This is a genomic window from Leclercia sp. UBA5076 (genome assembly GCF_002416465.1).
Lineage (GTDB): Bacteria > Pseudomonadota > Gammaproteobacteria > Enterobacterales > Enterobacteriaceae > Enterobacter.
In genome coordinates this window covers 15,526-29,202 of the sequence record NZ_DIAO01000010.1, presented here as the reverse complement: position 1 = coordinate 29,202, position 13,677 = coordinate 15,526, and the positions used below count along the sequence as shown (strand labels likewise).

Below are 13,677 nucleotides of genomic sequence, written 5' to 3'. Positions count from 1 at the left end.
ATGAGCGAACTGAAGATTTTTATCGGGGGGCAGTGGCGACACGGCGGCGGCAACCCGATGCAGAGCCACTTCCCGGCTGATGGAACGATCAACGCGGTTTTAAACGCGGCAAGCCTCGACGATCTGCATGACGCAATCGAGGCTGGCGAGCTGGCGTGGCGCGATCCCTTGTGGCGCAACAGCCTGCCGCATATGCGCGCGAAGATCCTGCACAGAGTGGCGGATCAGATTGAATCCCGCGTCGACGAGCTGGCGCAGATGCAGAGCCGCGATAACGGCAAACCGCTGGCGGAAGCACGCGGGCTGGTGATGAGCGCGGCGGGAACGGCGCGCTACTTTGCCGCCGCCTGCGAACTGCTGGAAGGGGAGCTTCCGACGCCGCGCCAGCCGGATTTACTAACCCTGAGTCGCTATGAGCCGCTTGGCGTGGTGGCAGCCATTACGCCGTGGAACTCGCCGATTGCCAGTGAAATGCAGAAAGTCGCTCCGGCCATTGCCGCCGGTAACGCGGTGATCCTCAAGCCCGCCGAAGCGACGCCGCTGATGGCGCTGGAGCTGGCCCGCATCTTTGAACAGGCGGGGCTGCCCGCCGGGCTGCTGAGCGTGCTGCCGGGCAAAGGCTCGGTCATTGGCGATGCGCTGGCACGCCATCCTAAAGTGCGCAAAATCTCTTTTACCGGCGGCACCACCACTGGCCGTCATCTGGCGCACGTGGCGGCGGAAAAGCTGATCCCGGCCTCTCTTGAGCTGGGCGGTAAATCCCCGACCATCGTGCTCGACGATGCGGATATCGAGCAGGCCGCGCGCGGGATCTGCTTCGGCATCTTCAGCTCGGCGGGACAGGCCTGTATCGCCGGGTCGCGGCTGTTTATCCACGAAAGCCTTTACGCTCCGCTGATGGCGCGGTTGCTGGAGTTAACCCGTGGCCTGCGCGTCGGGCATCCGTTTACCGACGGCATCCACGTCGGGCCGTTGATCAACGATAAGCATCGCCAGAGCGTGCAGGCCTACGTCGAGCTGGCGAAGCGCGAAGGGGGCCGCGTGCTGTGCGGCGGGGAGATCCCAGCCGATCCCAATCTTGCAAACGGCAGCTTCTTCCAGCCAACGATTATCGAAGGGCTGAGCAACAGCGCCCGCGCCTGTCAGGAGGAGATCTTCGGCCCGGTGCTGGTGGCGATGCCATTTAACGATGAAGCGGCGTTGATCCAGCAGGCGAACGACTCGGTATATGGTCTGGCTGCCGGGATCTGGACGCGGGATACCGGACGTGCGCTGCGCTTAAGCGAGCAGCTTGAGGCGGGCACGGTGTGGCTCAACACCTACAAGGTCTTTGCGATTTCGACCCCGTTCGGGGGCTTTAAAGAGAGCGGTCTGGGCCGCGAAAAGGGCATTCAGGGGCTGAAAGCCTGGATGCAACAAAAGAGCATTTATCTGGCGACGGGTAACAGCGTCAACCACTGGTGCGACTGAAAAAGGGTGAGCAATGAGCGAAATGATAACCGTCGGCGACGCCATCGCCAGAACGCTGGAGCAGTATCAGGTTGAGGCCATCTACGGCGTCATCTCCATTCACAACCTGCCCATCGCCGATGCAGTAGGGCAGCGCGGCAATATCCGCTTTGTGCCCGCGCGCGGCGAAGCGGGATCCGTCACCATGGCCGATGCCCACGGGCGTTTTTCCGGCCTCGGCGTGGCGCTGACCAGTACCGGGGCAGGGGCAGGTAACGCGGTAGGCGCGCTGGTGGAAGCGATGAATGCCTGCACGCCGCTGCTGCATTTAACCGGACAGGTGGAAAAAGCCTGGCTGGATGCCGACACCGGGTTTATTCACGAAACCCGCGACCAGTTGACCTTCCTGAAGGCCAGTTCAAAACGGGCATATCGCATCAGCAATGCCAACCAGGCGATAGCGATTCTCCATAAAGCGATTCAGGAGGCACAGACGCCGCCGTGCGGGCCGGTCTCTGTGGAGATCCCGATTGATATTCAGGGGGCGAAAATTCCGCTGTCGCTGGTGACGGCGCCGGTAAAACCGGTGTCAGTTTCAGCGCCAGACGCCGGAATGGTTGATGCGCTTTGGGCGCAGCTGAAGCAGGCGAAACAGCCGCTGCTGTGGCTGGGTGGCGGGGCGCTGGGCAGCGCTGACGCTGTGAAAAAGCTGGCGGATGCGGGCATCACCGTGATCTCCAGCACCCACGCGCGCGGCGTGCTGCCGGACAGCCATCGCGCCAGCCTGCGGGCTTTCCACAACTCGTCGTCAGTGGAGGCGCTGATCGCCCGGTGTGATTTTACGCTGGTGGCGGGCTCACGCCTGCGCAGCAATGAGACCCGTTCATGGACGCTCGAACTGCCCTCTCCGCGGGTGCAGATCGATATCGATCCGGCGGCGGCAAGCCGTAACTATTTGATGGATAAGACGCTGGTAGCCGATTGTTCAGCGCTGCTTAACGCGCTGGCTGCAAAAGCGCAGGGGCGTGAATGGGGTAACGCGCAGTGGGACACGCAGGTACAGCAGGCGGTGGAGCAAGCTGAGCAGGGTCTGCGCGAGCAGTGTGGTGCCTATGCGAAGCTCAACGACGCCATCGAGAAAGCGCTGCCGCAGGATGGCCTGCTCGTGCGTGATATCACCGTTTCCGGCAGCCTGTGGGGCAGCCGTCTGTTCCGCGCCAACGGTCCGCTGATGAACATTCACTCTCTGGCCGGGGCAATTGGCATGGGGCTGCCGATGGCAATTGGTACTGCGATTGCCAATCCGCAGCGCAAGGTGGTGGGGCTGGTGGGCGACGGCGGCCTGAGCCTGAATTTAGGCGAGCTGGCGACGCTGGCGCAGGAGAAAGCCAACGTGACGCTGCTGATCATGAATGACGGCGGTTACGGCGTGATGCGTGGCATTCAGGATAAATATTTTGGCGGGCGGCAGTATTATAACGAGCTGCATACGCCGGACTTTACCCTGCTGGCCCAGGCGATTGGCCTGCAGGCGTGGAGCGTTGAGCGGGCAGAGGATTTTGATGCGGTGATGACAGAGGCGCTGGCCATGCCGGGGCCGTCGGTGGTGGAGGTGCGGATGGGGCAGATTGGCGCCCTGAAGTTTGCCGGGCCGCCGCAGAAAACGCTGTACTAGCTGTGTGCCCGGTAGCGCTGCGCTTACCGGGCCTACGTTTACGCACAAAGCAGGCCGGGTAAGGCGAAGCCGCCACCCGGCTTTTCAAAGGAGACGCGGGCGCCTCCCCGGTACATTATTTAATCCCGTCTGCCGCCATGCGATCGCGGATGTGCTGCGCACGCGCTGCGGAGGCAGGGTGGTCGTCAAACATGGAGCTTTGGCGGCCCGCTTCCTGTTGAGCCAGTTTTTCGAAGCTGGTGGCTAAACCTGATGGGTTAATCCCACGTTTGCGCAACAGATCGTAAGAGTAGTCATCGGCCTCAGATTCCTGACGCTGAGAGAACTGGGAGTTAACCAGTTTTTCACCGAGATCGCCGAGCTGCGACTGGGAAAGGCTACCTACAATACCACCCGCAGAGGCCGCCGCCACGCGAACGGCGTTCGTGCCGAGGGCAACCTGCATCCCTTTCTTCACATGGCCGAGGGCAACGTGGCCCATTTCATGGCCGATAACCGCTTCGACTTCATTGTCGTTCATCATATCCATTAATCCGCTGTAGACGCGGATGCAGCCGTTAGCCATCGCAAAGGCGTTAACGTCTTTCGCCATGTAAACCTTGTAGTTCACCGGCTGGCCGTTAATGTTGTCGCCAAGTGCTGAAGCAATCTTATTCAGACGCTGAGCGTAAGTGCTGTCTGCCGATGCGATGGTCGCTTTACCGTCCATCTCTTTACAGGCCTCATCGCTTAATGTTTTCACCTGGGCATCGGTGAGGGAGTAGGCCTGAAACGCCTCTGCTCCGGAGCTCAGTAGGCCACCAGAATTCATATTCTGACACCCGCTAAGAAGAAGGGTCGTTCCCAGAGCCAGCACTACTGCACGCATTTTCATTATGTTGCTTCCGTACTCGTTAAACTTGATAAATTCTGAAAGTTTTGCCGCCCCGGAGGAGGGTGCAGCTCCAATTATAAAGAATATAAACGAAGGCGAGCGAGAAGATTGCGCAACGTGCGAGCCTGTTCCAGAGATTTCTTAAGCGGCAAAAGAATGGTCCATGTACATGCTTTGTCGCTTGGGTTACATTGTTGGCACTTTTTTCTGGCGTAGCCCAAAACGCGCTGTCGTCAAGCCGAAACGGGCATGGCCTTCAACATCCGATCTGGAGTCAAAATGTCCTCACGTAAAGAGCTTGCCAATGCTATTCGTGCGCTGAGCATGGATGCTGTACAAAAAGCTAAGTCCGGTCACCCGGGTGCACCTATGGGTATGGCTGACATTGCCGAAGTGCTGTGGCGTGATTTCCTGAACCACAATCCGCAGAACCCAGCCTGGGCTGACCGCGACCGCTTCGTGCTGTCTAACGGCCACGGCTCCATGCTGATCTACAGCCTGCTGCACCTCACCGGTTATGACCTGCCAATCGAAGAGCTGAAAAACTTCCGTCAGCTGCACTCCAAAACCCCGGGTCACCCGGAAGTGGGTTACACCGCAGGTGTTGAAACCACTACCGGTCCGCTGGGTCAGGGTATTGCTAACGCCGTGGGTATGGCGATTGCCGAGAAGACGCTGGCGGCGCAGTTCAACCGTCCGGGTCATGACATCGTCGACCACTTCACCTATGCATTCCTGGGTGATGGCTGCATGATGGAAGGCATTTCTCACGAAGTGTGCTCCCTGGCAGGCACCCTAAAACTGGGCAAACTGGTTGCGTTCTATGACGACAACGGCATCTCCATCGACGGCCACATTGAAGGCTGGTTCACTGACGACACCGCAGCACGTTTCGAAGCCTACGGCTGGCACGTGGTGCGTGGCGTTGACGGTCACGATGCTGAAGCGATTAAACGTGCAGTAGAAGAAGCGCGCGCAGTGACTGACAAACCGTCCCTGCTGATGTGCAAAACCATCATCGGTTTCGGTTCTCCGAACAAAGCCGGTACGCACGACTCCCACGGCGCACCGCTGGGTGACGCAGAGATCGCCCTGACCCGTGAAGCGCTGGGCTGGAAACACGCTGCGTTTGAAATCCCGTCTGAAATTTATGCGCAGTGGGATGCCAAAGAAGCTGGTCAGGCGAAAGAAGCGGCATGGAACGAGAAATTCGCCGCCTACGCTAAAGCCTTCCCACAGGAAGCGGCAGAGTTCACCCGTCGTATGAAAGGTGACATGCCAGCAGACTTCGACGCCAAAGCGAACGAGTTCATCGCTAAGCTGCAGGCTAACCCGGCTAAAATCGCCAGCCGTAAAGCCTCCCAGAATGCGATCGAAGCCTTCGGCCCGCTGCTGCCAGAGTTCCTCGGCGGCTCCGCTGACCTGGCACCATCAAACCTGACTATCTGGTCTGGCTCTAAAGCCATCAACGAAGATACTGCCGGTAACTACATCCATTACGGTGTTCGTGAGTTCGGTATGACCGCGATTGCCAACGGTATCTCCCTGCACGGTGGTTTCCTGCCGTACACCTCCACCTTCCTGATGTTCGTGGAATATGCCCGTAACGCGGTGCGTATGGCTGCGCTGATGAAACAGCGTCAGGTGATGGTCTACACCCACGACTCTATCGGTCTGGGCGAAGATGGCCCGACCCACCAGCCGGTTGAGCAGGTTGCTTCCCTGCGCGTGACCCCGAACATGTCCACATGGCGTCCATGTGACCAGGTTGAATCGGCGGTAGCGTGGAAATATGGCGTTGAGCGTCAGGACGGCCCAACCGCGCTGATCCTCTCCCGTCAGAACCTGGCTCAGCAGGATCGTACCGAAGAGCAGCTGGCGAACATCGCCCGCGGTGGTTACGTGCTGAAAGACTGCGACGGTCAGCCGCAGGTGATCTTCATCGCAACTGGTTCTGAAGTTGAACTGGCTGTTGCCGCCTGGGATCAGCTGGCAGGCGAAGGCGTGAAAGCGCGCGTGGTCTCCATGCCGTCTACCGATGCCTTCGACAAGCAGGACGCGGCTTACCGTGAATCTGTACTGCCGAAAGCCGTTTCTGCCCGAGTGGCAATCGAAGCGGGTATCGCTGACTACTGGTTCAAATACGTGGGCCTGAACGGCGCTATCGTTGGCATGACCACCTTCGGTGAGTCTGCGCCAGCTGAGCAGCTGTTCGAAGAGTTCGGCTTCACCGTTGAGAACGTGGTCGCGAAAGCGAAAGAACTGCTGTAATCATGGTTGTGCCCGGCGGCGCGTAGCTTGCCGGGCCTACAAATATTCAGGCCGGGCAGGCGTAAGCGTCACCCGGCTTTTTTGTGCATGTTATTCCTCAAAGATGTAATACCTCTGTAAATTATTCCACTTAAAATGTGATGTGTGTCATATAGCTGGCTTATTGGTCTGGACAGTCATTCCCTTTATTCCGTGTTTCGCTTATTCTGGCTGAAGCGTTTCAGTCGATTAAATGTTCGACAAATGACCAATCAGTTGGAGTTTGTGACAGGCAAGGATTCCCCTCAGCGCGTTGCTGCATTACTCTGTCAGCCACCTCGTGTCAGGGAAAGCTTTGCAGGAGACTTATGACCGTACGCGTAGCGATTAATGGTTTCGGTCGCATCGGACGTAACGTGGTTCGTGCTTTATATGAATCCGGACGCCGGGCGGAAATTACCGTGGTGGCCATCAATGAACTGGCGGATGCCGCAGGCATGGCGCATTTATTTAAATATGACACCAGCCATGGACGCTTTGCCTGGGACGTTCGTCAGGAGAGAGAGCAGCTGCTTGTCGGTGATGACGTGATCCGTGTGCTTCATGAGCGGACGATCGAAGCATTACCCTGGCGTGAACTGGGTGTCGATGTGGTTCTCGATTGTACCGGCGTCTACGGCAACCGCGAACACGGCGAAGCCCATCTGGCGGCTGGCGCAAAGAAAGTGCTCTTTTCACATCCTGGCAGTAACGATCTCGATGCCACGGTGGTTTACGGCGTCAACCATCACGAGTTGCACGCAGAACACCGAATTGTCTCCAATGCCTCCTGTACTACCAACTGTATTATTCCGGTCATCAAGCTGCTGGACGATGCCTACGGCATTGAGTCGGGTACGGTTACCACGATCCACTCAGCCATGCACGATCAGCAGGTCATTGACGCTTACCACCCGGACCTGCGACGCACTCGCGCGGCGAGTCAGTCGATTATCCCGGTGGACACCAAACTGGCGGCCGGTATAACCCGAATTTTTCCGCAGTTTGAAGATCGTTTTGAAGCTATCGCGGTCCGCGTACCTACCATCAACGTGACGGCGATCGACCTCAGCGTTACCGTTAAAAAACCGGTAAAAGCCTTTGAGGTCAACCTGTTGCTGCAAAAGGCGGCACAGCAAGCATTTCATGGTATAGTTGACTATACGGAATTACCGTTGGTCTCAGTAGATTTTAACCACGATCCGCACAGCGCCATTGTAGATGGCACCCAAACGCGCGTGAGTGGAGCGCACCTGATCAAGACGCTGGTCTGGTGTGATAACGAATGGGGCTTTGCTAACAGGATGCTCGACACCACGTTAGCCATGGCCGCACAAGGTTTCAGGTAAGACGCGTATTGCGTCTGCAAAACTTTAAGAATCAACGAGAGGATTCACCATGTCTGTAATTAAGATGACCGATCTGGATCTGGCAGGTAAACGCGTTTTCATCCGTGCGGATCTGAACGTACCGGTTAAAGAGGGTAAAGTGACCAGCGACGCGCGTATCCGTGCCTCTCTGCCAACCATCGAACTGGCACTGAAGCAGGGCGCAAAAGTGATGGTAACCTCCCACCTGGGTCGTCCGACCGAAGGCGAGTACAACGAAGAATTCTCTCTGCTGCCGGTTGTTAATTACCTGAAAGACAAACTGTCCAGCCCGGTACGTCTGGTTAAAGACTACCTGGACGGCGTGGAAGTTGCTGAAGGTGAACTGGTTGTTCTGGAAAACGTTCGCTTCAACAAAGGCGAGAAGAAAGACGACGAAACCCTGTCCAAAAAATACGCTGCACTGTGCGACGTATTCGTGATGGACGCCTTCGGTACCGCTCACCGTGCCCAGGCTTCTACACACGGTATCGGTAAATTCGCCGACGTCGCTTGTGCAGGTCCTCTGCTGGCCGCTGAGCTGGATGCGCTGGGTAAAGCGCTGAAAGAACCTGCTCGTCCGATGGTTGCTATCGTTGGTGGTTCTAAAGTTTCCACCAAACTGACCGTTCTGGACTCCCTGTCCAAAATCGCTGACCAGCTGATCGTTGGCGGTGGTATCGCTAACACCTTCGTTGCTGCCCAGGGCCATAACGTGGGTAAATCCCTGTACGAAGCAGACCTGGTTGACGAAGCGAAACGCCTGCTGAGCACCTGCGATATCCCGGTTCCAACTGACGTTCGCGTCGCGACCGAGTTCTCTGAAACCGCAACCGCAGAGCTGAAATCTGTTTCTGACATCAAAAATGAAGAGCAGATTCTGGACCTGGGCGACGCCTCTGCAGAGAAACTGGCTGAAATCCTGAAGAATGCAAAAACCATTCTGTGGAACGGTCCGGTTGGCGTGTTCGAATTCCCGAACTTCCGTAAAGGTACTGAAATCGTGGCTAACGCGATTGCAGACAGCGACGCATTCTCCATTGCTGGCGGCGGTGACACCCTGGCAGCCATCGATCTGTTCGGTATTTCCGACAAGATCTCCTACATCTCCACTGGCGGCGGCGCATTCCTCGAATTCGTGGAAGGCAAAGTTCTGCCAGCAGTAGCCATGCTCGAAGAGCGCGCTAAGAAGTAAGCCATTTTAGGGCAGGGAAACCTGCCCAATTTTCAGCGCGCTTTTAAGAGCTCGCCCCTTTCCAAGGCCGAAGATACAGGACTCGCAACATGTCTAAAATTTTTGATTTCGTAAAACCTGGCGTGATCACTGGTGATGACGTTCAGAAAGTGTTCCAGGTAGCTAAAGAAAACAACTTTGCGCTGCCAGCGGTTAACTGCGTCGGTACCGACTCTATCAACGCCGTACTGGAAGCTGCAGCAAAAGTTAAAGCGCCGGTAATCGTTCAGTTCTCTAACGGCGGTGCTGCGTTTATCGCAGGTAAAGGCGTGAAAACTGACGTTCCTCAGGGCGCGGCAATCCTGGGCGCAATCTCTGGCGCACATCACGTTCACCAGATGGCTGAACACTACGGCGTTCCAGTAATCCTGCACACTGACCACTGCGCGAAGAAACTGCTGCCGTGGATCGACGGTCTGCTGGACGCGGGCGAAAAACACTTCGCTGCAACCGGTAAGCCACTGTTCTCTTCTCACATGATCGACCTGTCTGAAGAGTCTCTGGAAGAGAACATTGAGATCTGCTCCAAATACCTGGCTCGCATGGCCAAAATGGACATGACCCTGGAAATCGAACTGGGTTGCACCGGTGGCGAAGAAGATGGCGTGGACAACAGCCACATGGACGCTTCTGCTCTGTACACTCAGCCAGAAGACGTTGATTACGCTTACACCGAGCTGAGCAAAATCAGCCCACGTTTCACCATCGCGGCTTCCTTCGGTAACGTACACGGTGTGTACAAGCCAGGTAACGTGGTTCTGACCCCAACCATCCTGCGTGATTCTCAGGAGTACGTTTCCAAGAAACACAACCTGCCGCACAACAGCCTGAACTTCGTCTTCCACGGCGGTTCCGGTTCTTCTGCTCAGGAAATCAAAGATTCCGTTAGCTACGGTGTTATCAAAATGAACATCGATACCGACACCCAATGGGCAACCTGGGACGGTATTCTGCAGTACTACAAAACTAACGAAGCTTACCTGCAGGGCCAGCTGGGCAACCCGAAAGGCGAAGACCAGCCGAACAAGAAATACTACGATCCACGCGTATGGCTGCGTGCAGCCCAGACCTCTATGGTGACGCGTCTGGAGCAGGCGTTCAAAGAGCTGAACGCGGTTGACGTTCTGTAATTTAAGCTGCTGACAGCAAGCATCAAAAGCCCGCGTTAATCGCGGGCTTTTTTTATGTCTTTTCAACTGGCTATAGTGGCTGTTTTATGTGATCTGCTTGGCATATTGCGGACTTTTTGTTTACCCTCTACACACTTGCTCCTCTCCGCATGGGGCGGATTTGTGTTTTATGTGCATAAGGAAAGATAAATGGAAGATCTCGGTGTTGTAGATAGCATCAATAACGCGGGCTCCTGGCTGGTGCGTAATCAGGCGTTGCTGTTGAGTTACGCGGTAAACATTGTGGCGGCCATCGCCATTATCATCATCGGTATGATTGTTGCGCGCATCATTTCTAATGCGGTCAACCGCGTGATGCGGGCGCGCCATATTGATGCCACGGTAGCAGACTTTCTCTCTGCGCTGGTGCGCTACGGCATCATCGCTTTTACCCTGATCGCGGCGCTTGGGCGTGTAGGGGTACAGACCGCGTCGGTAATCGCCGTACTCGGTGCCGCCGGTCTGGCTATTGGCCTGGCATTACAGGGCTCGCTGTCGAACCTGGCCGCCGGGGTGCTGCTGGTCACCTTCCGTCCGTTCCGCTCGGGCGAATATGTGGATCTGGGCGGCGTGGCCGGAACCGTGCTGCAGGTGCAGATCTTCTCGACAACCTTGCGCACCGTTGACGGGCGTATCGTGGTGATCCCGAACGGTAAGATTATCGCTAATAACATCATCAACTTCTCTCGTGAACCTGAGCGTCGTAATGAGTTCATTATTGGCGTAGCGTACGACTCGGATATCGACAAAGTGAAGCAGTTGCTCACCAACATTATCGAGTCTGATGAACGCATTCTGAAGGATCGCGACATGACCGTGCGTCTGAACGAACTGGGCGCTTCATCGATCAACTTTGTGGTGCGCGTCTGGAGCAAAAGTAGCGATCTGCAAAGCGTTTACTGGGACGTACTGGAGCGCATCAAGCGCGACTTTGATGCTAACGGCATCAGCTTCCCATATCCGCAGATGGACGTGAACTTCAAGCGGGTGAAAGAACCGGCGGAATAACGTTTCATCGTAACCTGGTGCGCGCAATGCGTACCGGGTTACATTAGCTTCACTAATTGCCAATTAATATTATCCATTTCCTCTTATTATTCTCCCGCAGTATAGTCAGCCCTTAAGTCACATTTTTGAGATTAGTGTTCATGTTCTCTTTTTATTTTCAGGGGCTTATGATTGGCGCGGCGATGATCCTGCCTCTCGGCCCGCAAAACGCCTTCGTCATGAATCAGGGTATTCGACGCCAATATCACATCATGATCGCGCTGCTGTGTGCACTAAGCGATATGCTACTGATTTGTGCCGGGATTTTTGGCGGTAGCGCGCTACTGATGCAGTCTCCCTGGCTGCTGGCGCTGGTCACCTGGGGCGGCGTCGCGTTTCTGCTCTGGTATGGTTTTGGCGCCCTGAAAACGGCGCTGGGCAGCAATATTGAGCTGGCCAGCGCTGAAGTCATGAAGCAGGGGCGCTGGAAAATTATCGTCACCATGCTGGCGGTAACCTGGCTTAATCCGCACGTTTATCTGGATACGTTTGTGGTGCTGGGCAGTCTGGGCGGGCAGCTGGATGTCGAGCCGAGACGCTGGTTCGCGCTGGGTACCGTCAGCGCTTCCTTCCTCTGGTTCTTTGGTCTGGCGCTGCTCGCTGCATGGCTGGCACCCCGTCTGCGCACCGCCAAAGCTCAGCGCATTATTAACGGCCTGGTCGGCGTGGTGATGTGGTTTATTGCTTTTCAGCTGGCGAAAGAGGGAATTCATCACATTCGTGAACTATTCAACTAAGCGTTGTCTTATGGACATTCGGCCAGCAGTCGCTAAGCTTGCTGGCATGCGCCCTGTTACCTGGGCACTCTTCGCAACATGGAGGAATTAAAGTGAAGTTGAATGCAATTGCCCTGGCGGCATTAATGGGTTTTGGCGCAGCATCCGTTCAGGCCAGTGAACTGCCTGAGAGCCCGCACATTGTGACCTCCGGCACCGCAAGCGTGGATGCGGCACCGGATATTGCGACCTTAGCCATTGAAGTGAACGTGGCGGCCAAAGATGCTGCCACCGCCAAGAAACAGGCAGACGACCGCGTTGCGCAATATCTCTCTTTCCTGGAGCAGAACGGCGTGGGTAAAAAAGATATCAACTCTGCCAACCTGCGTACCCAGCCGGATTATGACTATAAGGATGGCAAAAGCATCCTGAAAGGTTACCGCGCGGTGCGCTCCGTGGAAGTGACGGTGCGTCAGCTCGATAAACTTAACGCCCTGCTGGATGGCGCGCTGAAAGCGGGTCTGAATGAGATCCGTTCAGTCTCACTGGGTGTTGCGCAACCTGAGAAATATAAAGACGAAGCGCGTAAAGCGGCGATTGATGATGCCGTGCGTCAGGCGCAGCAGCTGGCGTCTGGCTTCAACAGCAAACTGGGTCCGGTCTACAGCGTGCGTTACCACGTCTCTAACTACCAGCCGAGCCCGATGGTGCGCATGATGAAAGCGGAAGCGGCGCCGGTCTCCGCGCAGGATACCTACGAACAGCCAACGATTCAGTTCGACGATCAGGTTGATGTGGTGTTCCAGCTGGAGCCAGCACAGGGTCAGCAGCAGAGCCAGCAGACTCCGCAGGTGCAGCAGCAAGCGCAGCAGCCGGATACGGCGACAAAAGCCCCGTAATGGTTGTGCTTTAGCAGCAATAAAAAGCCGGGTGAGCGTTAACGCGACCCGGCTTTTTTATTAGTCCTGGCGCAGGACCTTATGGCCGTGGGCCAGCAGTGCATCGGTGACGTTGCGCATCATCCGGCTTTCCGGGGCGAAGCGGTGCCAGTAGAGCATGCGGCGCTGGTGCAGGCCTGGCGTCAGGTCGATCAGCTCACCGCTCTGCAGCTCTTTCTCGATCTGCAGATGCGGGATCATGCAGCAGGTTGTGCCCTGACGCGCCAGCTGCACGAAGGCCTCTGATGAGTTAACGATATGGCAGGGTACGCTGCCGGGCGGCAGATCGAAGTTCTGCTGTAAAAACGCCTGATGCATATCATCGAGATGGTCAAACGCCACGGCAGGCGCTTTAAGCAGCGCCGCGCGGGTGACGCCATTCGGGAAGTAACGTTCAGCAAACGCTTTGGAGCCGACGAAGAGATAATCCAGTGCCCCCAGTTGATCCACCAGGCAGCTTGGCAGCGCCTGAGGCTGGATACTGACCGCGCCCACCACTTCACCGCGACGCAGACGCTCCTGGGTACGGGTTTCGTCTTCCACCTGCAAATTCAGCCGGATAGGCGAATCGGCCAGCACCGGCGCCAGCGCGGGCAGCAGCCAGGTTGCCAGACTGTCGGCGTTGACCGCCAGGGAGAGGAGCAGCGGCGTGGAGCCGGTCTGTTCGTCACCCAGCCACTCATCTTCCAGCAGCTCAACCTGACGCAGCAGCGCCAGCAGCTTTTGCCCCTGTTCGGTGGGACGTGGCGGCACGGTACGGACCAGCAGCGGCTGCCCGAACATATTCTCAAGCTGTTTGATCCGTTGCGAAACGGCGGACTGGGTAATGCACAGCTTCTGTGCTGCGCGTTCGAATCCGCGTTCACGTATAACGGCATCAAGGGCCTGTAATGTTCTGTAGTCCGGACGTTTCATTGCT

The 13,677-nt window shown here is 56.6% G+C and carries 11 protein-coding genes; 9 read left to right on the top strand and 2 right to left on the bottom strand.

Annotated features, from left to right (window positions below):
• The gene (locus B3X29_RS10240) at positions 1 to 1,470 is read left to right on the top strand and encodes an aldehyde dehydrogenase (RefSeq protein ID WP_290531438.1); all 1,470 of its coding nucleotides are present in this window, start codon (positions 1 to 3) and stop codon (positions 1,468 to 1,470) included.
• Between the two features lie 13 nt (positions 1,471 to 1,483).
• Complete coding sequence (locus B3X29_RS10235) at positions 1,484 to 3,124, top strand: thiamine pyrophosphate-binding protein (RefSeq protein WP_103176899.1); 1,641 nt, start codon at positions 1,484 to 1,486, stop codon at positions 3,122 to 3,124.
• A gap of 115 nt (positions 3,125 to 3,239) precedes the next feature.
• Here the strand turns inward: B3X29_RS10235 and B3X29_RS10230 are convergent, their stop codons facing one another.
• On the bottom strand, positions 3,240 to 3,998 hold the full coding sequence (locus B3X29_RS10230) for a M48 family metallopeptidase (RefSeq protein WP_159339841.1): 759 nt from the start codon (positions 3,996 to 3,998) through the stop codon (positions 3,240 to 3,242).
• Between the two features lie 279 nt (positions 3,999 to 4,277).
• Between B3X29_RS10230 and tkt the strand changes: the two genes are divergently transcribed.
• The 7 genes from tkt (at position 4,278) to B3X29_RS10195 (ending at position 12,719) form a co-directional block, all read left to right on the top strand.
• Entirely contained in the window at positions 4,278 to 6,269 is a 1,992-nt protein-coding gene (gene tkt / locus B3X29_RS10225; RefSeq protein WP_103176897.1) for a transketolase, read from the top strand.
• Positions 6,270 to 6,616: 347 nt separating this feature from the next.
• Positions 6,617 to 7,636, top strand: a complete 1,020-nt coding sequence (gene epd, locus B3X29_RS10220) for an erythrose-4-phosphate dehydrogenase (RefSeq protein ID WP_159339840.1) — start codon at positions 6,617 to 6,619, stop codon at positions 7,634 to 7,636.
• 49 nt (positions 7,637 to 7,685) lie between these two features.
• Positions 7,686 to 8,849, top strand: a complete 1,164-nt coding sequence (pgk, locus tag B3X29_RS10215) for a phosphoglycerate kinase (RefSeq protein WP_103176895.1) — start codon at positions 7,686 to 7,688, stop codon at positions 8,847 to 8,849.
• An 89-nt stretch (positions 8,850 to 8,938) separates the two neighbouring features.
• Positions 8,939 to 10,018, top strand: coding sequence for a class II fructose-bisphosphate aldolase (gene fbaA / locus B3X29_RS10210; protein ID WP_039029814.1), 1,080 nt, complete (start codon positions 8,939 to 8,941; stop codon positions 10,016 to 10,018).
• A 189-nt stretch (positions 10,019 to 10,207) separates the two neighbouring features.
• The gene (locus tag B3X29_RS10205; protein WP_103176894.1) at positions 10,208 to 11,065 is read left to right on the top strand and encodes a small-conductance mechanosensitive channel MscS; all 858 of its coding nucleotides are present in this window, start codon (positions 10,208 to 10,210) and stop codon (positions 11,063 to 11,065) included.
• Between the two features lie 140 nt (positions 11,066 to 11,205).
• A complete protein-coding gene (argO, locus tag B3X29_RS10200) occupies positions 11,206 to 11,841 on the top strand; it encodes an arginine exporter ArgO (protein WP_103176893.1) in 636 nt (211 codons plus the stop codon).
• Positions 11,842 to 11,966: 125 nt separating this feature from the next.
• Positions 11,967 to 12,719, top strand: coding sequence for an oxidative stress defense protein (locus tag B3X29_RS10195; RefSeq protein WP_409454965.1), 753 nt, complete (start codon positions 11,967 to 11,969; stop codon positions 12,717 to 12,719).
• Positions 12,720 to 12,779: 60 nt separating this feature from the next.
• Here the strand turns inward: B3X29_RS10195 and argP are convergent, their stop codons facing one another.
• Positions 12,780 to 13,673 (bottom strand): DNA-binding transcriptional regulator ArgP, encoded by an 894-nt coding sequence (gene argP / locus B3X29_RS10190; RefSeq protein WP_103176891.1) that lies wholly within the window; start codon positions 13,671 to 13,673, stop codon positions 12,780 to 12,782.
• Positions 13,674 to 13,677: the final 4 nt, after the last annotated feature.

What these genes read in the sequence shown, in the direction of transcription:
- B3X29_RS10240 (WP_290531438.1), top strand. Translation starts at nt 1, where the DNA reads ATGAGCGAACTGAAGATTTTTATCGGGGGGCAGTGGCGACACGGCGGC.
- B3X29_RS10235 (WP_103176899.1), top strand. Translation starts at nt 1,484, where the DNA reads ATGAGCGAAATGATAACCGTCGGCGACGCCATCGCCAGAACGCTGGAG.
- B3X29_RS10230 (WP_159339841.1), bottom strand. Translation starts at nt 3,998, where the DNA reads ATGAAAATGCGTGCAGTAGTGCTGGCTCTGGGAACGACCCTTCTTCTT.
- tkt (WP_103176897.1), top strand. Translation starts at nt 4,278, where the DNA reads ATGTCCTCACGTAAAGAGCTTGCCAATGCTATTCGTGCGCTGAGCATG.
- epd (WP_159339840.1), top strand. Translation starts at nt 6,617, where the DNA reads ATGACCGTACGCGTAGCGATTAATGGTTTCGGTCGCATCGGACGTAAC.
- pgk (WP_103176895.1), top strand. Translation starts at nt 7,686, where the DNA reads ATGTCTGTAATTAAGATGACCGATCTGGATCTGGCAGGTAAACGCGTT.
- fbaA (WP_039029814.1), top strand. Translation starts at nt 8,939, where the DNA reads ATGTCTAAAATTTTTGATTTCGTAAAACCTGGCGTGATCACTGGTGAT.
- B3X29_RS10205 (WP_103176894.1), top strand. Translation starts at nt 10,208, where the DNA reads ATGGAAGATCTCGGTGTTGTAGATAGCATCAATAACGCGGGCTCCTGG.
- argO (WP_103176893.1), top strand. Translation starts at nt 11,206, where the DNA reads ATGTTCTCTTTTTATTTTCAGGGGCTTATGATTGGCGCGGCGATGATC.
- B3X29_RS10195 (WP_409454965.1), top strand. Translation starts at nt 11,967, where the DNA reads ATGGGTTTTGGCGCAGCATCCGTTCAGGCCAGTGAACTGCCTGAGAGC.
- argP (WP_103176891.1), bottom strand. Translation starts at nt 13,673, where the DNA reads ATGAAACGTCCGGACTACAGAACATTACAGGCCCTTGATGCCGTTATA.